Genomic DNA, 19,781 nt, shown 5'->3' with positions numbered 1-19,781 from the left:
GAACTAAGCTGAAACGCTTGGGCTAGAGAGGTGAAAGCATACCGGCGAATGCTCGGCTGCGAAGGCCGTTCGTCGATTCATGGGAAATGGATAGGGCGGGGAGGGTTCCAGTCCAAGCGCTTCGAAACTCAAAGCGCTTTGGGACCAGGTGACGCGCAGGTTACTTCTTGCCCAGGCTGATCTGCTTGGACGGGCCGAATGTCTGGCCGCTGACGCCTTTGGCAATTTGCTGGATCTCGCCGCCGGACTTGAGGAACGCAGCGATCTGGTCGTTGATCGACTCGCTGGTTTCAACGGCTGGAGCTGGCTTTGCTTTGCTGTTGGATGCTTTTACGCGCATGACGGCCATTAACCTGTAGATAATTAATTGGGCCAGGCATCGTACAGGAAATACTTGACAATTGCTTGGCAAATATCCTTCTGAATTATCGCCAGCGTGACGGGCATAATCAGCCGTTATTCGGCAATAATTGCCCTAAGCCTCTGTTTTAAATAACAACCGTGTGAAGAATATTGCTCCGAAAACGGATGGCATGCATCGTCACCGGCCTGACGAATGGCTGTACCTCGGACGCAAACCCAGGAAAATCAACAGTTGTGCCGGGCCTTCCAGGCAAACCTTGCCGGCGGCCACGAATCGCGCCGCAAAACCGGGTAGAATGCCGCCCACGCAATGAGGGTATTGGAAATGGCTTTAGTCGGGCGCTACAACAGTTTGCAAGTGGTTAAACACACTAACTTCGGTTTATATCTGGATGGCGGCGCGGACGGCGAAATTCTGCTGCCCAACCGTTATATCCCCAAGGATATTCCCAGCGAAGATGAAGACTGGCTCAATGTTTTTATTTATCTGGACAGCGACGACAAACTGATCGCCACCACCGAAAAACCAAAAGTGCAGGTCGGTGAGTTCGCCAGCCTGAAAGTGGTTGAGGTCAACAGCATCGGCGTGTTCCTGGACTGGGGCCTGCCCAAGGACCTGTTGCTGCCGTATTCCGAAGAAAAGCGCCAGATGACCGCCGGCGAATACTGCGTGGTGCACGTCTACCTCGACAAGCACACCCGTCGCATCACCGCCACGGCACGCCTGGATCGCTATCTGGACAAGACCCCGGCCAACTATACGCCGGGCCAGGAAGTGGATTTGCTGGTCGCCGAAGCCACCGACATGGGGTTCAAGGCGATCATCAATAACAAGCACTGGGGCTTGATCCACAAGAACGAAATCTTCAAGTTCATGCGCGCGGGCATGCAGGAAAAAGGTTTCATCAAGGAGATTCGCCCAGACGGCAAGATCAGCCTGAGCCTGCAGCCGGTGGGCCAGGAAGCTGCCACTAGCCTGAACGCCAAGATTCTCGCCAAGTTGCGAGAGAACAACGGCACCCTGGCGGTCAGCGACAAGAGCGACCCGGCGCTGATCAGCAGCCTGTTTGGCGTGAGCAAGGGTAACTTCAAGAAGGCCATTGGTGCGCTGTACAAGAATGGGCAGATTGTCATTCATGGCGATCGCATTGAATTGAGCTAACTGCACACAATTCCTGTGGCGAGGGAGCTTGCTCCCGCTGGGCGTGAAGCAGCCCCAAACCAGCTGCACTCAATCCAAGCTAAGACACCGAGGTAGCATGTTCGAAGGGGCCGCTTCGCGCCCCAGCGGGAGCAAGCTCCCTCGCCACAGGTTGATCTTCGCTGTATACAAAATCTTGCACCTTTAGCATGCACCTGCGCCCTGTTCGTGGGCGTATGCCTGTTCCTGCGTGGTGTTTCTCTGCGCCACACACCCCGGTTTGTCTAACATCCAGCGCCTATGGCACGCATTCTGCGTGGAAACGCGTATACAAACCATGCCGGCTCCCGTGCGCAGTATGGTGAGCAGGTCGATACGGGGGCACGGCGGTACTCAAAGGAGCCCCGCAATGTCCGAGCAATTGCCCAATGGCTACAGCCCCCGCCTTTACAACGAGGACCTGGGCCCACTGCCGCAGAAATGGAATTGGTACAACATCTTCGCGTTCTGGATGAGTGATGTGCACAGCGTGGGCGGTTATGTCTTCGCCGCCAGTCTGTTCGCCTTGGGCCTGGCGAGTTGGCAGGTGCTTATCGCCTTGCTCGGCGGGATCTGCATCGTGCAGTTGATCGCCAACCTGGTCGCCAAGCCGAGCCAACAGGCGGCGGTGCCGTACCCGGTGATCTGCCGACTGGCGTTCGGGGTGTTCGGGGCGAATATTCCTGCGGTCATTCGCGGTTTGATCGCCGTGGCCTGGTACGGCATTCAGACTTACCTGGCCTCCAGCGCGCTGATTATCGTGGTGCTGCGGTTTTTTCCTTCGATGGAGGTCTACGCGACGCCGCATTTTGCCGGTTTGTCCTACCTGGGTTGGTTCGGTTTCCTCAGCTTGTGGTTCGTCCAGGCGCTGGTGTTCTGGACCGGTATGGATTCGATCCGTCGTTTCATCGATTGGGCGGGGCCGGTGGTGTACGCCGTGATGTTCTTGTTGGCCGGCTGGATCGTGTGGAAGGCCGGTTGGAGCAACATCAGCTTCACCCTGGCGGAAAAGTCCTTGTCCGGTTGGCAGGCGTTCGGCCAAGTGATCGTGGCGACGGCCCTGGTGGTGTCGTACTTTTCCGGTCCGACCCTGAATTTCGGCGATTTCAGCCGTTACTGCCGGAGCATGTCTGACGTGCGCAGGGGTAATTTCTGGGGATTACCGGTGAATTTCCTGGCGTTCTCCCTGGTCACCGTGGTGATTGTTTCCGGGACCTTGCCGGTGTTCGGTGAAATGCTCCACGACCCGATTGCCACCGTGGCGCGCATCGACAACGACGTGGCGGTCTTGCTGGGGGCCTTTGCCTTCGTGACGGCGACCATCGGCATCAACATTGTCGCCAACTTCGTCTCGCCGGCCTTCGACTTCGCCAACGTCGCTCCCAGCAAAATCAGCTGGCGCGCTGGTGGCATGATCGCGGCGCTGGCCTCGATTTTCATCACGCCGTGGAACCTGTTCAATAACCCTGAAGTGATCCACTACACCCTGGACGTGTTGGCGGCGTTTATCGGCCCGCTGTTCGGGATTCTGCTGGTGGATTACTACCTGATCAAAAAACAGCAGATCGACGTCGATGCGCTGTTCAATGACGGGCCCAGCGGGCGCTATTACTACAGCGGTGGTATCAACTGGACGGCGGTGAAGGCGTTGATTCCGGCGACGCTGATGGGGGTGGCGATCACCTTCACGCCGATGCTGCAATCGATGGCCAATTTTGCCTGGTTTACCGGTTGCTTCCTCGGCGGGGTGTTGTATTTCGCCTTGGCGCGACGCGAGCCGGCCACGCAGTCGAGCAAGGCGTTCAGCCCGGCCGGCCAGGCCTGATCAACGCAGGGCGGTCTGGGCGCAAGGGTTCGCCGCGCCCCGGCTGGCGGGCCGCAGCAACAGGCCACCGGCCAGCACCAGGCCGCTGCCGGCAATGATCAGTGCCGGTTGCAGGCCGCCGCTGAAATGGCTGCTCAGCGCCGCCAACAGGGGGCCGCTGAGCTGGCCCACGGCAAAGCAGGCGGTCAACAGGCCAGCGTTGCGCTGGGTGGCGTGGGGCGCCAGTTCCCGGGAGCGCAGCATCACCAGTTGCATGCAGGCCAGGAACGGCGTGCCACAGAGGATCACCCCCAGCGCCAGCCCCGGCCCGCTGCCCAGCAGGCAGGCAAATACCCCGGCAGCTTGCAGCCAGAGCGTGCCGATCAGCCAGCGGCCGGTGGTGTTCGGGTTCGGCCGCCGCCGGCTGACCAGCAACACGCCGCTGGCGGCGGCCAGGCCGAAGCAGGGCCAGAACAGATCGGCCAGCCATTGGCCGTGGAACTGCGCCGAGGCCATTTGCGACAGGAACGTCGCCGGAATGATGTAGCCCACGCCGTACAGGGCGTACACCACGCCCAGTCGAGCGATGCCGGTGTTCGGCGAAGGGGCGGTCGGCCCTGCGACAGGTGCTGCGGCTGCCGGCTGCGGCAGGATCGGCAAGATCACCAGCAACATCGCCAAGGCCACGCCGGCATACACCAGCCACAGGGTGGCGGAGGTCTGGCCCAGTAGGTTCGAGCCGAGGGCAAGCAGGCCGGTCAGGAAAATCCCCAGGCCCGGGCCGGCAAACACCAAGGCACCGAGCCGTGGCCGTTCCACCGCCGCGGCCAAGGGTTGGCTCAGGGCGGTGATCATCACCATCACCCAGGCGCTCGCCACGCCGGTGCCGAAGCGCAACGCCAGGTGCGGCCAGAAGCCCCAGGCCCAGAACGACGCCAGGGTCAGCAGCACGCACAGCCACAGGCCGCCGAGCAACCGCCGCCGCACCTGTTCCGGACGACGGGCGAACATGGCGTCCAGCGCGCCAAGGAAATACCCCAGGTAGTTGGCGGCGGCAATCAGACCGGCGGCGGTCAAGTCGACCTGACCTTCGCCGATCAAATGAGGTAACTGGGGCGTCAAGGCGAAGCGGCCAATGCCCATGGCCATCATCAGCGCGATGAAACTGCCGAGCAGGCGAATAAGAGGTGACATGGTCGTTCTCCGGTGTCGGGGCGAATGACCGTCAGGCTAGGACTGATTGACTTTCATTAAAAATGAATAATAGTGAGTAACTTGTTCTTTTTTGGAGAAGGTCATGGAGTTCAGCCAACTGCGGATTTTCCAGGCCGTGGCCGAGGAAGGTTCCATCACCCGGGCCGCCGAGCGCCTGCACCGGGTGCCGTCGAACCTGTCGACCCGGCTCAAGCAGCTTGAAGAGCAACTGGGCGTGGACCTTTTCCTGCGGGAGCGTCAGCGTTTGCAGTTGTCGCCGGCAGGAAAAGTCCTGCTGGACTACGCGGCCAAGCTGTTCGCCTTGCACGACGAGGCCCATGCCGCCGTGCAGGGTGGGCAGCCGGCCGGGGACTTCCTGCTGGGCACGATGTACAGCACGGCGGCGACGCATTTGCCGGACCTGCTGGCGGCTTATCACCGGGCGTATCCGGCGGTGAACCTGCAAGTGCAATCGGGGCCCAGTGGCGAGCTGCTTGAAGGCCTGCTCACCAACCGGCTCGACGCGGCGCTGGTGGACGGCCCGCTGGAGCTCGCGGGGTTGGATGGCGTGCCGTTGTGCGACGAGCGGTTGGTGCTGATTACCGAGGCCGATCATCCGCCGGTTCGCAGTGCCCTGGATGTGCAGGGCCGCGCGGTGTTCACGTTCCGGCGTGGTTGTTCGTACCGGATGCGATTAGAGGCCTGGTTTGCCCATGATCACGCGACCATGGGCCGGGCGATGGAAATCGAGTCTTACCAGGGGATGCTGGCGTGTGTGATCGCCGGGTCCGGGGTGGCGTTGATGTCCGAGTCGATGCTGGCCAGCCTGCCGGGCCGCGAGCGGGTATCGGTGCATTCACTGGCCGAGCCGTTCGCCAGTGCCACCACTTGGCTGATGTGGCGCAAAGGCATGGTCGGGGCCAACCTCAACGCTTGGATTGAATTGCAACAACAGGCCTGGCCGCGAACGCCCATGACGACGGCGCAATCGGCTTGAACTCCGGGAGGTGGATTTGGATCAATTCAGTAACAGATCATTGCAAACTGAGACGAGCATTGCGTAGAACATCGGACTATTATCAGTGCGAAGGGGCCACAGTAATTTGCCGCTCGTACCACCCTGAGGGGGCACCACGATGAAAGAGAAAATCCAGAATTGGCTTCATGACCTGGGTGTCGCGCTTGGCCTGATCGAGCCACCGATGCAACCGATACCGATCCGCACCGATGACGAGCAACGCCGCCGCCAACCGCGCCGCCGGTAACTACACCGCAGAATTTGGAGAGATCGCAGTCTTCGACCGTTTCAAACGAGACGGCCGAGGACTGCGATCTTTTATTTTGTATGCAATCTGTGGCGAGGGAGCTTGCTCCCGCTGGGCTGCGAAGCGGACCCCATCAGCTCCTGAGCCCTTTCTGACACACCGAGGCGCCTGGCTTTGGGCGCGCTTCGCGCACCAGCGGGAGCAAGCTCCCTCGCCACGGGTACTGCGTCGTACCGGTTAGATCGCCTTGGCCACCGCACTCGGCCGTGGCGACAACAAGCTCACCAGCACAAAACTCACCAGCGCCACGCTCAGGCTGTAGTAGATCGGCGTGTTGGCGTCCAGGCCATCCTTGAGCATGAAGAACAGCGCGGTCAGGAAGCCCAGCGACATGCTGGTGATCGCGCCGGCGGTGGTGGCGCGTTTCCAGTAGATGGCGCCGATCAGCGGGATCAGCATGCCGCCCACCAGCAGGTTGTAGGCCAGGGTCAGGGCGCTGATGACGTCGCTGACCACTAGGGCGATCACCAGGACTACCGCGCCCATCAGCAGGGTCGCGATGCGGTTCTCGTGAACGTCGCCACTGCCGCTTTCACGGCCCTGGCGCAGACGGGGCAGCAAGTCCTGGACCACCGTGGTGGACGCCGCGAGCAGGCCCGCTGCGGCGGTGGACATCAAGGCTGCCAGGGCCGCGGCGATCACCAGGCCGCGAATGCCGTTGGGCAGGCTGGTCTGGACGATGCTGGCGAAGGCGTTGTTGACGTTTTCCAGGTCCGGCAGCAATACCTTGGCCGCCATGCCGATCAACGCACCGGCCAGGCCGTACAGCACGCAGTACAGGCCGGCGGCGGTGCCGGCCACTTTGGCCACGCCTTCACTGCGAGCGGTGAATACCCGCTGCCAGATGTCCTGGCCGATGAAGATGCCGAAGAAGTAGATCAGGAAGTAGGTGAGGATGGTGTCCCCGCCAATCGCGGTGAAATCGAAGTAACTGGCCGGCAATGCCGCCACCATCGCATCCCAGCCACCGGCATCGACGATGGACATCGGCATCAGCAGGAACACCAGGCCAACGGTCATGATCAGGAATTGCACGATGTCGGTGAGGGTCAGCGACCACATGCCGCCGATGGTGGAGTACAGCACCACCACGCCACCGCCCACCAGGATCGACACCCAGAACGGCAAGCCGAACAGCACCTGCATCACGGTGCCGATGGCGATGGTCGAGGTGGCGCCGATCATCAGTGCGTAAACCAGCATGATCAGCGCACTGGCCTGGCGCGCGGCCGGGTTGTAGCGGCGCTCCAGCACCTGGGTCACGGTGTAGATCTTGAGCTTGAGCAACGGCTTGGCGAGGAACAGGCTCAGGCCGACGATGCCCAGGCCGATGGCGCCGCACAGCCAAAATCCGGAAATACCGTAGACGTAGCCCAGGCGCACGGTGCCAATGGTGGACGCGCCGCCCAGGACGGTGGCAGCCATGGTGCCCAGGTAGAAGCCCGGGCCGAGATTGCGCCCGGCGACCAGGTAGTCGTCACGGGTTTTAGCGCGGCGCATGCCGTACCAGCCGAGGGCGATCATGCCAGTGGCGTAGAGAAGAACGACGATTAAGTCCAAAGCCATGATGGCGTGTCTCCGATTGTCTTTTTTATAGGAAGTCGGGGTGATGCCCTCCCTGGCACCGCGCCCTCAGTGCGAACGTGCTTGTGTGGCGAGGGAGCTTGCTCCCGCTGGGCTGCGAAGCAGCCCTTGATAGCGACTGCTGCGCAGTCGAGCGGGAGCAAGCTCCCTCGCCACAGGGGGTTTGTTGGCTCGGGTCAGACGGTCTGCCTGAGGGAGGGGCTATCGATTGACACCGAAGAGCCTTTGCTCCGCGGATCATCCGGCCCGTACACCGCCGCCGGTTCCGGGAATAACCCAAGCAGCACCAAGTACACCACCGAGGCCAACCCCAGGGTCACCGGCAGGCTGATGTCGATCCCGCCGGCCAATTCCCCCAGCGGCCCGACGAACTGCCCTGGCAGGTTGACGAAGCACAACCCCACCAATGCGCTGGGAATCCACGCCCCGAGGCCGCGCCAGTTCCAGCCATGGCTGAACCAGTAGCGCCCGCCGGTTTCGCCGCGGGTGAACACTTGCAGGTCGTCCGGGCAGTAGAAGCCGCGGCGCACCAACAGGCCGATGATCATGATCACCATCCACGGTGTGGTGCAGGTGATGATCAGCACGGCGAAGGTCGAGACGCTCTGCACCAGGTTCGCCGCGAAGCGCCCGATGAAGATGAACGCAATCGACAGCACGCCGATCAGCAGCGTCGCCTTGACCCGCGACAGCACTCGTGGAAACACGCTGGACATGTCCAGCCCGGTGCCATACAGCGACGTGGTGCCGGTGGACATGCCGCCGATCACCGCGATCAGGCACACCGGCAGGAAGAACCAGCTCGGCGAAACCGCCAGCAGGCCGCCCACGTAGTTGTTGGCCGCGATGTAGTCCGGCGCCTTGATCGCCACGATGGTGGCGGTGGCGAGGCCGAACAGGAACGGGATCAACGTCGCCAGCTGCGCAGCGATCACGGCCAGCATGATGCGGCGCTTGGGCGTGTTGCGGGGGATGTAGCGCGACCAGTCACCCAGGAACGCACCGAAGGAAATCGGGTTGCTCATGGCCACCAGCGCCGCGCCGATAAACGCCGCCCAGAAGCCCGGCTGGCCGAGGCTGACGGTGCCGGCGAACTGGCTGTCGAAGGTCGGTGCGAAAGCCAGGATACCCAGCAAAAACAGCAGGCTGGCGGCCCATACGGCGATGCGGTTGACCCACAGCATGAAGCGGAAGCCGTAGATGCACACCGTCAACACCAGCAGGGCAAACAGGCCGTAGGCCAGGCCCAGGCTCAGGTCGGTTTCCGGCACGCCGATCAGCCGCTTGGCGCCGCCGATCAACGCGTCCCCCGAACTCCACACCGACAGCGAGAAGAACGCGATGGCGGTCAGCAACGAGAGGAACGAGCCGACGATCCGCCCGTGCACGCCGAAGTGCGCACCGGAAGAAACCGCGTTGTTGGTGCCGTTGAGCGGGCCGAACAGGCCCATGGGAGCGAGGATGATCGACCCCACCAACACCCCTAGCACAATCGCCCAGACACCGGCCTGGAATGACAGGCCGAACAGCACCGGGAAACTGCCGAGCACGGCGGTGGCAAAGGTATTGGCGCCACCGAAGATCAGGCGAAACAAGTCCCCCGGGCCGGCGGTTCGTTGGTGGTCCGGGATCTGTTCGACCCCGTTGGTTTCAATTTGCGTAAGGCTTTTATCGTTATTGTTATTCATGATCTGCTCCGATCATCAAGGCGCGCTCATCGTGTGTGAGCGTCGCCTGTTTGGCTAAGGGGGTGGCAGCCCTTCCGGCATGGCGGACAAATGTTCATGGCAGGCCAGCCATAGGCCCTGTTGTTCTTGTGCGCGGCCTTCCTGTTTGCGGAACAGGATGGTTTCGCGCTCCTGGCTAAAGTGTCGCTCCCCTTGCATGCGCAGCTCGGTGGCCACGTCATGGATGAAAATCGCCACGTCCCCTTGCAGGCTGACGAAGGCGTTGCTTGAGGTGCACGTGAGCACCTCGAAGCCATCCTCGGAGCGCCAGCGATCCCACAACGCCTGGTAGGCATCGCGTGACAGCAGGGGCTGTTCGAGGGTGTAGAACACGAAACTCGCATCGCCTGTGAACGCGCCAAAGTAGGCGTCGCGGTCATTGCGGGCGAAGGCCGACACCAATTCGGCGGCGGCCTTGAGAACCTGATCTCGATCGTTCATGACCGCACCTCAGCGATGAACCACGCCAGGCAGTACGCAGAGCATCTCGTACAGCAAGTTGGCGCCCAGCAGCGAGGTGTTGCCGGTGGTGTCGTACGGCGGCGAGACTTCTACCAGATCGCAACCCACCAGGTCGAGGCCCTGGCAGCCGCGCACGATTTCGATCGCCTGGATGGTGGTCAGCCCGCCGATTTCCGGGGTGCCGGTGCCAGGCGCCCAGGCTGGGTCGATACCGTCGATGTCGAAGCTCAGGTACACCGGGCCGCCACCGACTTTCTCACGCACTTCAGCCATCAGCGGTGCCAGGGATTTGTGCCAGCACTCTTCGGCCTGGACCACACGGAAACCCTGGTTACGGCTCCAGTTGAAATCATCGGCGGTGTAGCCCTGGGCCCGCAGGCCGATCTGCACCACGCGGTCGCAATCGAGTAAGCCTTCTTCGACGGCGCGGCGGAAGGTGGTGCCGTGGGCGATCTTCTCGCCGAACATGTGGTCGTTCACATCGGCGTGGGCGTCGATGTGCACCAGGCCGACCTTGCCGTGTTTCTTGTGGATCGCCCGCAGGATCGGCAGGGTGATGGTGTGGTCGCCGCCCAGGGTCAGGGGGATGACGTTGTGTTCGAGGATCTTGTGGTAAGACTCCTCGATGATCCGCACCGCGTCCAGCAGGTTGAAGGTGTTGATCGGCACGTCGCCGATGTCGGCCACCGACAGCGAGTCGAACGGCGCGGCGCCAGTGGCCATGTTGTAGGGGCGGATCATCACGGATTCGGCGCGGATCTCCCGCGGCCCGAAACGAGTGCCGGCGCGCAGGGAGGTGCCGATGTCCAGCGGCACGCCGACGAACGCAGCGTCCAGGCCGGCAGCGGTTTGCAAATGGGGGAGTCGCATCATGGTGGCGATGCCGCCGAAGCGCGGCATTTCGTTGCCGCCCAGTGGTTGGTGAAGAATCTTGTCCACGGGTAGGGCCTCATCGTTGTTTTACTTATCAGGGGCCGATTCTGCGAAAAGCCGTTGCCGTGAAGAATCGCTGGGGGCAAATACTTAGTTCAGATTTTTCTAAACTAATGGCGGGCGGGGCGATAGACTCCCAATCCGTGCAGTATCCCGTGTGGTCTGGGGGACATGGTGCCCCTGTGGCGAGGGAGTTTGCTCCCGCTGGGCGGCGAAGCCGCCCCAAAACCAATCACCTCGGTGCCTCAGGCAGATTGCAGCGATAGGTTTACGACGGCTGCGCCGCCGAGCGGGAGCAAGCTCCCTCGCCACAAAAGCTCTGCAAGTTCTATGTCCCGTGAGTTCAGGAGTATCTGATGGCCAACGCTCTACCCGACCTGAAACTGCTGCGCATTTTTGTCAGCGTGGTTCGGCACCAAGGGTTCGCCAATGCCCAGCACGAACTCAACCTGTCCACGTCGGCCATCAGCACCTACATGAGCCAACTGGAATCGGCCTTGGGCCTGGTGTTGTGTCATCGCGGCCGGGGTGGCTTCAGTCTGACCAGCAAGGGCGAGCTGTTCCATCAGGAAACCTTGCGCCTGCTGGGCGAGCTCGAAGGGTTCGAGCAGTACGCTGCCGCGCTTAAAGGGGAACTGCGCGGCACCTTGAACCTGGGGGTGATCGATTCCACTGTCAGCGACAAGGCCCTGCCGTTTGCCGAAGCCATTGGCGCCTACAGCCAGGAGCATCCGGCGGTGCATTTGCACCTGTCGGTCATGAGCCCTTATGAGTTGCAACTGGGCGTGCAGGATAATCGCCTGGACCTGGCCATCGGTGCGTTTTCCACGCGCATGAGCGGGCTGGTCTACATGCCGCTGTACCGTGAGCAGCACTGGTTGTACTGCAGCAACCGCCACCCGTTGTTCAACGAGCGGCGCATTCCCGAGCAGGTCATCACCCAACAGCGCATGGTCGGGCGCGGTTACTGGAGCCAGGCCGAACTGGCGCGCCACGGCTTCAAGCACAGCGCGGCGACGGTGGAGAGCATGGAGGCGCAGTTGATCCTGGTGCTGTCCGGCGCCTACGTCGGTTACCTGCCCGAGCACTACGCCCAGGCCTGGGTCGACAAGGGCGACTTGCGCGTGCTGCTGCCGGCGACCTTTGGTTATCAGGCGCCGTTTTCGATGATCGTACGCCGTGGTCGTAGCCGCGAGCCGCTGATCCAGACCTTCCGCGATTTGCTCAAAGCTCAACTGAATCAGGCCTGACCATGTCCAGAATCCATTGTCCGCGTTGCCACAGGCCGCAAAGCCATTGCCTGTGCTCGCTGATCCCCAGCCTCGACAGCCGCACCCGCGTCTTGCTGTTGCAGCATCCCAGTGAAGTGAACCATGCTTTGAATACCGCCCGGCTGGCGGCATTGGGACTCAATAATGCCGAGTTGATCGTGGGTGAGGTGTTCGAGGATTTGCCCCGGTTGCTCAATCAACCGGGGTATCAGGCGCGCTTGCTGTTTCCCAGCGACGAGGCGCAGCCGTTGCAAGCCTATGTCCTGTCCGATGAGCCGCTGCTGTTGGTCGTTCCCGATGGCACCTGGCGCAAGGCGCGCAAGTTGCTGCACCTCAATCCCTTGTTGGCGGCGCTGCCGAGGGTGACCCTGGCCGAAGGTGGGGTGTCCCGTTATCGCTTGCGCAAGGCGCCCGGGCCGGGGGCGTTGTCGACGGTGGAGGCGATTGTCCAGGCGTTGCAGACGCTGGAGGCGCCGGCGAGTTTCGAGGCGTTGTTGAGGCCGTTCGAAGCGCTGATCGAGGGGCAGATTGCGGCGATGGGGGAGGAGACTTACCAGAAGAACCATGGAGAGGTTTAGAGGCCCCTGTGGCGAGGGAGCTTGCTCCCGCTCGGCGGCGCAGCCGTCGTAAAACCTACTGGCGCGGTCTGTCTGATACAGCGAGGTGAATGGTCTTGGGGATGCTTCGCAGCCCAGCGGGAGCAAGCTCCCTCGCCACAGGGGTTAACCATGTCCCCGGACCAAACAGGCGAGTCAAATCCAGATCAGCGCTCGCGCATCGCCTCGGTCCGCGCTTTCAACACCGGCTTGAGCAGGTAATCCAGGACACTTTTCTCGCCGGTAATGATATCCACTGTCGCCACCATTCCCGGAATGATCAGCAAGGGTTTGGCATCCCCGCCCAAATGGTTTTTGTCGGTGCGCACCTGGATCAGGTAGAAGCTGTTGCCCTTGTCGTCGGTGATGGTGTCGGCGCCGATCAGTTCGAGCTTGGCGCTCAGCCCGCCGTAGATGGTGTAGTCGTAGGCGCTGAACTTGACCATGGCTTTCTGGCCCGGGTGCAGGAACGCCACGTCCTGGGGGCGGACCTTGGCTTCGATCAGCAGGTTGTCTTCCAGGGGCACGATTTCCACCATGTCGTTGCCTGGCTGCACGACGCCGCCGATGGTGTTGACCTTCAGTTGCTTGATCACCCCATGCACGGGCGAGACCACCGTAGTGCGTGTCACGCGGTCGTCGATGGCGATGCTCGATGCGGTGATTTTCGACAGTTCGGTGCGTTTCTCGTTGAGGTCCTTGGCTGCTTCGGAGCGAAAGGTCTGTTCCGATTCGTCGATCTTGCTCTTGATCTCGTTGATCGCCGATTCGGCTCGGGGAATGGCCAGGGTGGTGGCGTTGAGCGAGCCGCGGATTTCCACCGCGCTGCGTTTGAGCCGCAGGATCTCCACCGGTGATACCGCCCCGGTGCGCACCAGCGGGGCGGACATGTTCATTTCTTCTTGCAGCAAGGCCAGGGCCGAGCTGAACTGGCCTTGCTTGGAGCGAAACTCCGCCAGCTCCTGGGTCTTCTGCCGCAGCTGTTCGGTCAGGGTCCGTTGTTCACTGGCCAGGCGCCGCTGGCGTTGTTCGTACAGTGAGCGCTCGTCCTCGGCCACTTGCGGGGCCTTGGCGATCACCTCGGCTGAAAGATTGAACGGCCGGCCCTCGGCCTCGGCCGACAGACGCTCGACCTGGGCGGTCAAGGCATAGCGGTCGGCTTCGCTCTCGCCCTTGTTCGACTGATATCGGGTGTCATCCAGGCGCAGCAGGGTGTCGCCCTTGTTCACCATCTGGCCTTCACGGACGAAAATCTCGGTGACGATGCCGCCCTCCAGGTTCTGGATCACCTGGATCTTGCTCGACGGAATCGCCTTGCCTTCACCGGTGGTGACTTCCTGCAACACCGCCAACTTCGCCCAGACCAACCCGGTGACGATCAACCCGGCGGCCAGCCACACGGTGACCCGCGAGCGCCGGGGCGAATCCTGCAGCGTGGCGCCGGCGGTTTCCGGCATGAACTCGCTTTCGGCGCTTTTGCTGAAACTGCCGAAGTAGCTTCGAGCGGTTGAATCCGGTGTTTGGGCTGACATGGAGCGGTACCCGTCGGTTAAGTGAAGTGGAGCCGGTCGCTGCTTTTTAGAAAAGAGCGGGTGCTGCTTTTAGAAGAGAGCTGGGCGCTGCTTTTTGTGGCGAGGGAGCTTGCTCCCGCTCGGCGGCGAAGCCGTCGTAAAACCTGTCGAGGCGGTCCGTCTGACACAATCGGGTGAATGGCTTTGGGGCTGCTTCGCAGCCCAGCGGGAGCAAGCTCCCTCGCCACAGGTGTTGTGGGGGCTGTTAAACCGCCGCCGTTCCCACCCGTCCCTTGCGCAACGCATCGATGACTGCTTCCTTCGGTCCATCCGCCACGATCCGTCCGTTGTCCAACACCACCAAGCGGTCCACCAGGCTCAGCATCGAGGTGCGGTGGGTGACCAGCAGCACGGTCTTGCCCTGTACATGGGTGTGGAGTTTTTGCCGCAGGACGTCTTCGCTGCTGTTGTCCATGGCGCTGGTGGGTTCGTCCAGCAGCAGGATCGGCGGGTCGAGCAGCAAGGCCCGGGCCAGCAGCACGGCTTGGCGCTGACCACCGGAAAGCAACTGCCCGCGCTCGCCCACCGGGCGGTCGAAACCTTGGGGATGTTGGCGCGCCAGTTCGGTGACACCGGTCAGTTCCGCCACTTCCAACATGCGCGCGTCGCTGATGTAACGGGCGCCCAAGGTGAGATTGTCCCGCAGGCTACCGGCCAGCAGCGGCAGGTCATGGGCAACGTAGCCGATCTGTTGGCGCAGGTCGGCGACGTCCAGTTGCCGCAGGTCCAGGCCGTCGAGCAGCAACTGGCCTTCCTCCGGCGCATAGAAACCCATCACCAGGCGCGCCAGGGTGCTCTTGCCCGAGCCACTGCGACCGATGATCCCGACCCGTTCGCCGGGCTTGAGGCTGAAGCTGATGTTCGCCAGTGCTGGGGTGCTCTGGCCGTTGTAGTGGAAGGTCACGCCGCTGACGTCCAGCGCGCCCTGCAACTGGGTGCGATCCAGCGGCCGTTGTTTGGCATCGCGTTCCTGGGGCAGCGCCATCATGGCATCGGTGCTGCGCATGGTGAGCTGGGCTTGCTGGTAACGGGTGATCAGCCCGGCGATCTGCCCGAGCGGGGCGAGCACCCGGCTGCCGAGCATATAGGTCGCCACCAGCGCGCCGACGCTGAGGTTGCCGGCGATGATGCTGTAGACCCCGGCGACGATGGTCGCCATGCCGGCCAGTTGTTGCAGGAACAACGTGCCGTTGGTCGCCAGAGCCGAGAGGTTGCGCGCGTGGCTGTCCAGGCGGGTGAGGGCTCCGTGGGTGCTTTCCCACTGATGCTGGCGCTCGCTCTCGGCGCTGCAGGCCTTGAGGGTTTCCAGGCCGCCGAGGGTTTCGATCAGCAGAGCCTGGCGCTGGGCGCCGAGGGCCAGGCTTTTTTGCACGGTGTCGCGCAGGCGCACCTGGATGATCATCGCGAAGACAATGGTGATTGGAAACGCCACCACTGGAATCACCACCAGCCAGCCGCCCAACAGGCCGATCACCACCAGCATCAGCAGGGCGAAGGGCAGGTCGATCAGGCTGGTGAGGGTCACCGCCGTGAGGAATTCGCGCAGGCCCTGGAAGTCGTGGATGCTCTGGGCGAAGCCGCCGATGGTCACGGGCTTGGCCTTCATCGCCATGCCGGTGATGCGCTCGAACAGGGTGGCGGAGAGAATCACGTCGGTTTTCTTGCCGGCGGTGTCCAGCAGATGGGCACGCACCACCCGCAACACCAGTTCGAAACCGGTGCCGATCAACAGCCCCACGGCCAGCACCCACAAGGTCGACGTGGCCTGGTTCGGCACCACGCGGTCGTAGGTCTGCATGACGAACAGCGGCACCATCAGGCCTAGCAGGTTGATCAGGAAACTCGCCAGGATCGCGTCGCTGTACAGCCAGCGCGACAGTTTCAAGGTGTCGCGAAACCACGCCTCGACCCGGGGTACCAGGGGCGAGCGCAGGTCTTCGAGTTCATGGCGCGGCCGGGCGAATAGCGCCTGGCCGATGTAATCGGTGGTCAGTTCCTCGCGGCTGACCCACTGTTCGCCGCCGTCGGCTTCGCTGGGCAGAATCAGCGCCTTGCCATCCTCGCCCCAGCGCCGCAAGACCGCACAGCGGCCCCCCGCCAGGATCAGCATCACCGGCAGGTTCAGGGGGGAGATGTCCGCCAGCTCACGACGCAACAGCCGCGCCTGCAAGCTTGCCCGGGCCGCTGCGCGGGGCAGCAGGTCCAGGCTCAAGCGTTGGTGCGCCATAGGGAGCCCGGCGCTGAGGCTGGCGCGGCTGACCGTCGCGCCATGGAGTTTGCAGAGGATCAACAGGCCGTCCAGCAAGGGATCATCGAAGTTCAGGCGCGGATCGACGCCAGGGGTTGTGGGTTCCATGCTGGTCACAGTGTTCGCTCCCATTTTTTTTTGGAGGGGGCTACTTCAGTTCCGGCAGCCGAGCCTGGTTCTTGACTTCGGTCTGCGCGACCGTATCGGCCGGCAGCACGATCCGTTGTTTGTGCAACAGCAGGCCCATGTTCGCCAGCACCCGGTACATCGAGTACTCCTCGGTGTAACGCACCTCGGTGTAGCGACGGTTGGCGTTGTACAGCTCGTTTTCGCTGTCGAGCAGGTCGAGCAGGGTGCGCTGGCCGAGACCGAACTGATCCTGGTATGCGGCGCGCACACGGGCGGTGGTGTCGGCGTACTCGCGGGCGGTGGGGGTCTGTTTGCGGGCGTTGAGCATCGCGTTCCAGGCCAGGCGCGTGTCTTCGTTGAGCTGGCGCAAGGCGTTGTTGCGGATGTCCATGGCCTGGTTGATCTGGTGGGCGTTGGACGCCAGCCGCGCCTTGTCGCTGCCACCGCGGAACAGGTTGTAGTTCATCACCACGCCGACCCGCCAGTTGTTGTCGTGGCCTTCTTCGCCGCCGAGGTTGTTGTTGGCGCCCACCGCCGCCTCGGCGTCGAAGCGTGGATAGAACGGCGACTTCGCCACTTCGTACTGGCTTTCGGCGGACTGTATGTCGGCCTGGGCCGATTTCAGGTAGGGGTTGTTATCCACCATGCTTTGCTGGGCTTCGCGCAGGTCGGCGGGGATTTCGCCTTTGGTCGAGGGCGGTGTCTCCAGCTCATCGGGCATGCGTCCGACCACGCTGTAGAAGTTGGCCTCGGCGTCGGCCAAGTCGACCTGGGCGGTGTCGTAGTTGTTTTCCGCCAGGGCCCGACGGGCATTGGACTGGTCGGAGTCGGCCGTACTGCCCACCCCACGCTCGGTGCGCAGGCCGATCTGGTCGTTGACCCGCAGGTGCGCCTGCAGGTTGTTCTTGGCCAGGGTCACCAGCTCGCGGCGCTTGAGCACTTCCAGGTAGACCTCGATGGTGCGTAGCGCCAGATCCTGGGCGGTGCCCTGGGCGTAATAGGCTCGGGAGTTGACCACGCCCTGGGTGCGGTCCACTTCATTGGCAGTGTTGAACCCGTCGAAGATCATCTGCCGCAGGCGCAGCTCCGATTGGGTATAGGTGAGGATGTTGGTGTGGTGGTTGCCCAAGGCCCGGGTGTTGGTGTTGTCGCTATAGCCACGACCGTAACCGGCATTCAAATCCACCGATGGGAAAAAGCCCCCTCGGGCGACCTTGACGTCTTCATTGGCCGACAGACGGCTGTCCACCCGTTGTGCCAGCTCTGGGTGAGTGGCAATGGTGCTCTGGATCGCCTCGGTCAAGGACATTGCCTGCGCCTGAGAAGAGCAGGCCATGGCCAGTAAAACCGCGCTGCAGAGGGGGGTTAGAACGCGCATGGGGTGCATCTCCTGAGGTCTGTAGTGCTTCGCTTGTCGCCAAAATATTGACGTATTAAAGATCAAAACCGTTTCAACCTTGTAACAACACAGCTAAGAACATCCTGAGCAAAACCTAAGAAGAATTTCTCATAAGACTTATTCCGAAAAAAACTTATGAGCTTGAAAAAAACCGGCACATTGTTCAGAGCGAAAGCCTTTTAGTTTGCGGGTTGCGACGGCTTTTAGGCGTCAATAAAAGTTCCATGCAAATTTTTAAACGATGTGAAGAAGTGTCGAAAGAGCGATCTGTGAAGTGGTTTTTGGTGACGGTTTTTTGTCGTTTTGGCGAATTGCCAGCACCTTCTGCTTTCACGAAAGCTGGCAGATTTTCCAGCTTTCTGGATTGCCAAACCTGAGGACGGATTCTTCACCCAGACACGTGCCGATTGCGGTCGGCAACGGAGGAAATGCACATGGCAGCGCTCATCGGAATCGTCAGCAAAATAGTCGGGCAAGTATTCGCAGAAGCGGCCGGTGGCCTGCGGCGGCCTCTGGTCGAAGGCGATCGGCTTTATGCCGGCGAACACCTGGTCACCGGTGCCGAAGGGGCGGTGGCTGTTCGTATGCAGAACGGCCAGACGTTGACCCTGGGCCGCGAAAGCAACCTGACCCTGACTCCGCAGTTGCTCGCCAACCATGCGCCGCATGTCGACACGCCTGACGCGGCGACACCGAGTAACGCGCAACTGACCGATGTGCAAAAGCTGCAGCAAGCCATCGCCGCCGGTGCCGACCCGACCCAGACCGGTGAAGCCACGGCCGCCGGCCCCGAGGGTGGCAACCCGGGGGGCGTGGGCGGTGGGCACAGTTTTGTGCTGCTGGAAGAAGTTGGCGGGGAGGTCGATCCGCAGATCGGTTTTCCGACGGCCGGGTTCAACGGGATTCCCGAGTTTCCACAACTGCGCCTGGCCGGTGATCCGGACAACACGGGCGACGATGCAACCGTGCCGCCGGTGACACCGGATAACCCGGTGACCCTCGACGGGGTCAATGTCGAGGGCGGCGAACTGACCACCAACGAGGCCAATCTGGCCGATGGTTCGGCCAGCAATCCGGGGGCGTTGGTGCAAAGCGGCACCTTCACGGTTTCCGCGCCTGACGGGCTGAGCAGCCTGAGCATCGGCGGCATCAACGTGATCACAGGCGGCGTGCCCACGGGCTTCCCGCAAACCATCACGTCGGCGCTGGGCAACACGTTGACTATCACTGGCTATGACCCGGCCACAGGAGTGGTCAGTTACACCTACACCCTGACGGACAATGAAACCCATCCTGCCGGCGGTGGTGCCAACAACATTACCGAGCAGTTCCCGGTAGTGGCCGTCGACACCGACGGCGACACGGCCACCGGCACCCTGGACGTCAACATCACCGATGACGTACCCCAGGCGATCGACGACAGCCACGCCAACACGGCGTCGGAAACCCTGGTGACCCTCACCGGCAACGTATTGCCCAACGACACCCAAGGTGCGGACCATGTGGCGTCCGGCCCCATCACGCCCGGCACTTTTACCGGCACCTACGGCACCCTGGTGCTCAACCCCAACGGCACGTACACCTACACCCTGAACACCAGCGACCCGCAATTCGTCGCGTTGCACGGCGGGGGCAGCGGCACTGAGACGTTCACTTACACGCTGACCGACGCCGATGGCGACACCAGCACCGCGAACCTGGTGCTGCAAGTGCACAACAACGACGACCCTGTGGTGTTGGTGGGCCTTGATGCCGAGGGTGGTGAGCTATCGCTGCAGGAAAAAAATCTCAGCGACGGTAGCAGTCCGGATGCATCGGCGCTGACTCAAAGCGGCACCTTTACCGTGACCGCGCTGGACGGTGTGCAGACCTTGAGTGTGGGTGGAATCAACGTCGTCACCGGCGGCGTGGCGGCGGGTTTCCCACAATCGATTACCACTGCGTTGGGCAACACGCTGACCATCACCGGCTACAACGCCAGCACGGGCGTGGTCA

Annotated in this window: 16 protein-coding genes; 7 read left to right on the top strand and 9 right to left on the bottom strand. The window is 62.2% G+C overall.

From position 1 onward, the window contains the following. Window positions 1-160 precede the first annotated feature (160 nt). Window positions 161-349, bottom strand: coding sequence for a hypothetical protein (locus BLT00_RS18430; RefSeq protein WP_018607615.1), 189 nt, complete (start codon window positions 347-349; stop codon window positions 161-163). Window positions 350-688: 339 nt separating this feature from the next. On the opposite strand from BLT00_RS18430, the gene BLT00_RS18425 reads away from it, so the two are divergent. Both BLT00_RS18425 and BLT00_RS18420 read left to right on the top strand, forming a co-directional pair. Beyond that, the gene (locus BLT00_RS18425; RefSeq protein WP_092150980.1) at window positions 689-1,525 is read left to right on the top strand and encodes a CvfB family protein; all 837 of its coding nucleotides are present in this window, start codon (window positions 689-691) and stop codon (window positions 1,523-1,525) included. Between the two features lie 388 nt (window positions 1,526-1,913). Next, on the top strand, window positions 1,914-3,368 hold the full coding sequence (locus BLT00_RS18420; protein ID WP_092150977.1) for an NCS1 family nucleobase:cation symporter-1: 1,455 nt from the start codon (window positions 1,914-1,916) through the stop codon (window positions 3,366-3,368). On the opposite strand, the gene BLT00_RS18415 is transcribed toward BLT00_RS18420, so the two are convergent. Next, a complete protein-coding gene (locus BLT00_RS18415; protein WP_092150974.1) occupies window positions 3,369-4,541 on the bottom strand; it encodes an MFS transporter in 1,173 nt (390 codons plus the stop codon). It abuts the gene before it with no gap. A 103-nt stretch (window positions 4,542-4,644) separates the two neighbouring features. On the opposite strand from BLT00_RS18415, the gene BLT00_RS18410 reads away from it, so the two are divergent. Further along, entirely contained in the window at window positions 4,645-5,538 is an 894-nt protein-coding gene (locus BLT00_RS18410) for a putrescine utilization regulator PtrR (protein WP_063322451.1), read from the top strand. Between the two features lie 139 nt (window positions 5,539-5,677). Next, entirely contained in the window at window positions 5,678-5,806 is a 129-nt protein-coding gene (locus tag BLT00_RS32190; RefSeq protein WP_256222727.1) for a PA1414 family protein, read from the top strand. Between the two features lie 237 nt (window positions 5,807-6,043). Here the strand turns inward: BLT00_RS32190 and BLT00_RS18405 are convergent, their stop codons facing one another. The 4 genes from BLT00_RS18405 to speB all read right to left on the bottom strand — a co-directional run bounded on the left by BLT00_RS18405 (window position 6,044) and on the right by speB (window position 10,578). Further along, window positions 6,044-7,432: a sodium:solute symporter family protein gene (locus tag BLT00_RS18405; protein ID WP_092150971.1), complete on the bottom strand. Its 1,389-nt coding sequence runs from the start codon at window positions 7,430-7,432 to the stop codon at window positions 6,044-6,046. A 194-nt stretch (window positions 7,433-7,626) separates the two neighbouring features. After that, the gene (locus tag BLT00_RS18400) at window positions 7,627-9,141 is read right to left on the bottom strand and encodes a purine-cytosine permease family protein (RefSeq protein ID WP_256572705.1); all 1,515 of its coding nucleotides are present in this window, start codon (window positions 9,139-9,141) and stop codon (window positions 7,627-7,629) included. A gap of 51 nt (window positions 9,142-9,192) precedes the next feature. Next, window positions 9,193-9,618, bottom strand: a complete 426-nt coding sequence (locus BLT00_RS18395) for a YybH family protein (RefSeq protein WP_092150965.1) — start codon at window positions 9,616-9,618, stop codon at window positions 9,193-9,195. Window positions 9,619-9,627: 9 nt separating this feature from the next. Beyond that, on the bottom strand, window positions 9,628-10,578 hold the full coding sequence (speB, locus tag BLT00_RS18390) for an agmatinase (RefSeq protein ID WP_003198979.1): 951 nt from the start codon (window positions 10,576-10,578) through the stop codon (window positions 9,628-9,630). A 350-nt stretch (window positions 10,579-10,928) separates the two neighbouring features. On the opposite strand from speB, the gene BLT00_RS18385 reads away from it, so the two are divergent. Beyond that, entirely contained in the window at window positions 10,929-11,822 is an 894-nt protein-coding gene (locus BLT00_RS18385) for a LysR family transcriptional regulator (protein ID WP_003184133.1), read from the top strand. A 2-nt stretch (window positions 11,823-11,824) separates the two neighbouring features. After that, complete coding sequence (locus BLT00_RS18380) at window positions 11,825-12,421, top strand: tRNA-uridine aminocarboxypropyltransferase (RefSeq protein ID WP_092150962.1); 597 nt, start codon at window positions 11,825-11,827, stop codon at window positions 12,419-12,421. Window positions 12,422-12,606: 185 nt separating this feature from the next. Here the strand turns inward: BLT00_RS18380 and BLT00_RS18375 are convergent, their stop codons facing one another. The 3 genes from BLT00_RS18375 to BLT00_RS18365 all read right to left on the bottom strand — a co-directional run bounded on the left by BLT00_RS18375 (window position 12,607) and on the right by BLT00_RS18365 (window position 17,765). Continuing rightward, a complete protein-coding gene (locus BLT00_RS18375) occupies window positions 12,607-13,971 on the bottom strand; it encodes an HlyD family type I secretion periplasmic adaptor subunit (RefSeq protein ID WP_072341479.1) in 1,365 nt (454 codons plus the stop codon). A gap of 244 nt (window positions 13,972-14,215) precedes the next feature. Further along, complete coding sequence (locus BLT00_RS18370) at window positions 14,216-16,375, bottom strand: type I secretion system permease/ATPase (protein ID WP_092150959.1); 2,160 nt, start codon at window positions 16,373-16,375, stop codon at window positions 14,216-14,218. Window positions 16,376-16,406: 31 nt separating this feature from the next. Continuing rightward, entirely contained in the window at window positions 16,407-17,765 is a 1,359-nt protein-coding gene (locus BLT00_RS18365; protein ID WP_092150956.1) for a TolC family outer membrane protein, read from the bottom strand. A gap of 455 nt (window positions 17,766-18,220) precedes the next feature. Here BLT00_RS18365 and BLT00_RS18360 point away from each other — a divergent pair. Beyond that, window positions 18,221-19,781, top strand: a 1,561-nt coding sequence (locus BLT00_RS18360; RefSeq protein ID WP_139199641.1) for a retention module-containing protein, incomplete at its 3' end; no start/stop codon positions are given.

Origin of the sequence: Pseudomonas sp. NFACC51 (assembly GCF_900103575.1) — a bacterium.
Lineage (GTDB): Bacteria > Pseudomonadota > Gammaproteobacteria > Pseudomonadales > Pseudomonadaceae > Aquipseudomonas > Aquipseudomonas fluorescens_Q.
The sequence above is the reverse complement of the archived record's forward strand: the minus strand, read 5'-3'. Positions and strand labels throughout refer to the sequence as shown.

What these genes read in the sequence shown, in the direction of transcription:
- BLT00_RS18375 (WP_072341479.1), bottom strand. Translation starts at nt 13,971, where the DNA reads ATGTCAGCCCAAACACCGGATTCAACCGCTCGAAGCTACTTCGGCAGT.
- BLT00_RS18430 (WP_018607615.1), bottom strand. Translation starts at nt 349, where the DNA reads ATGGCCGTCATGCGCGTAAAAGCATCCAACAGCAAAGCAAAGCCAGCT.
- BLT00_RS18410 (WP_063322451.1), top strand. Translation starts at nt 4,645, where the DNA reads ATGGAGTTCAGCCAACTGCGGATTTTCCAGGCCGTGGCCGAGGAAGGT.
- BLT00_RS18420 (WP_092150977.1), top strand. Translation starts at nt 1,914, where the DNA reads ATGTCCGAGCAATTGCCCAATGGCTACAGCCCCCGCCTTTACAACGAG.
- BLT00_RS18415 (WP_092150974.1), bottom strand. Translation starts at nt 4,541, where the DNA reads ATGTCACCTCTTATTCGCCTGCTCGGCAGTTTCATCGCGCTGATGATG.
- BLT00_RS18365 (WP_092150956.1), bottom strand. Translation starts at nt 17,765, where the DNA reads ATGCGCGTTCTAACCCCCCTCTGCAGCGCGGTTTTACTGGCCATGGCC.
- BLT00_RS18385 (WP_003184133.1), top strand. Translation starts at nt 10,929, where the DNA reads ATGGCCAACGCTCTACCCGACCTGAAACTGCTGCGCATTTTTGTCAGC.
- BLT00_RS18395 (WP_092150965.1), bottom strand. Translation starts at nt 9,618, where the DNA reads ATGAACGATCGAGATCAGGTTCTCAAGGCCGCCGCCGAATTGGTGTCG.
- BLT00_RS32190 (WP_256222727.1), top strand. Translation starts at nt 5,678, where the DNA reads ATGAAAGAGAAAATCCAGAATTGGCTTCATGACCTGGGTGTCGCGCTT.
- BLT00_RS18380 (WP_092150962.1), top strand. Translation starts at nt 11,825, where the DNA reads ATGTCCAGAATCCATTGTCCGCGTTGCCACAGGCCGCAAAGCCATTGC.
- BLT00_RS18425 (WP_092150980.1), top strand. Translation starts at nt 689, where the DNA reads ATGGCTTTAGTCGGGCGCTACAACAGTTTGCAAGTGGTTAAACACACT.
- BLT00_RS18405 (WP_092150971.1), bottom strand. Translation starts at nt 7,432, where the DNA reads ATGGCTTTGGACTTAATCGTCGTTCTTCTCTACGCCACTGGCATGATC.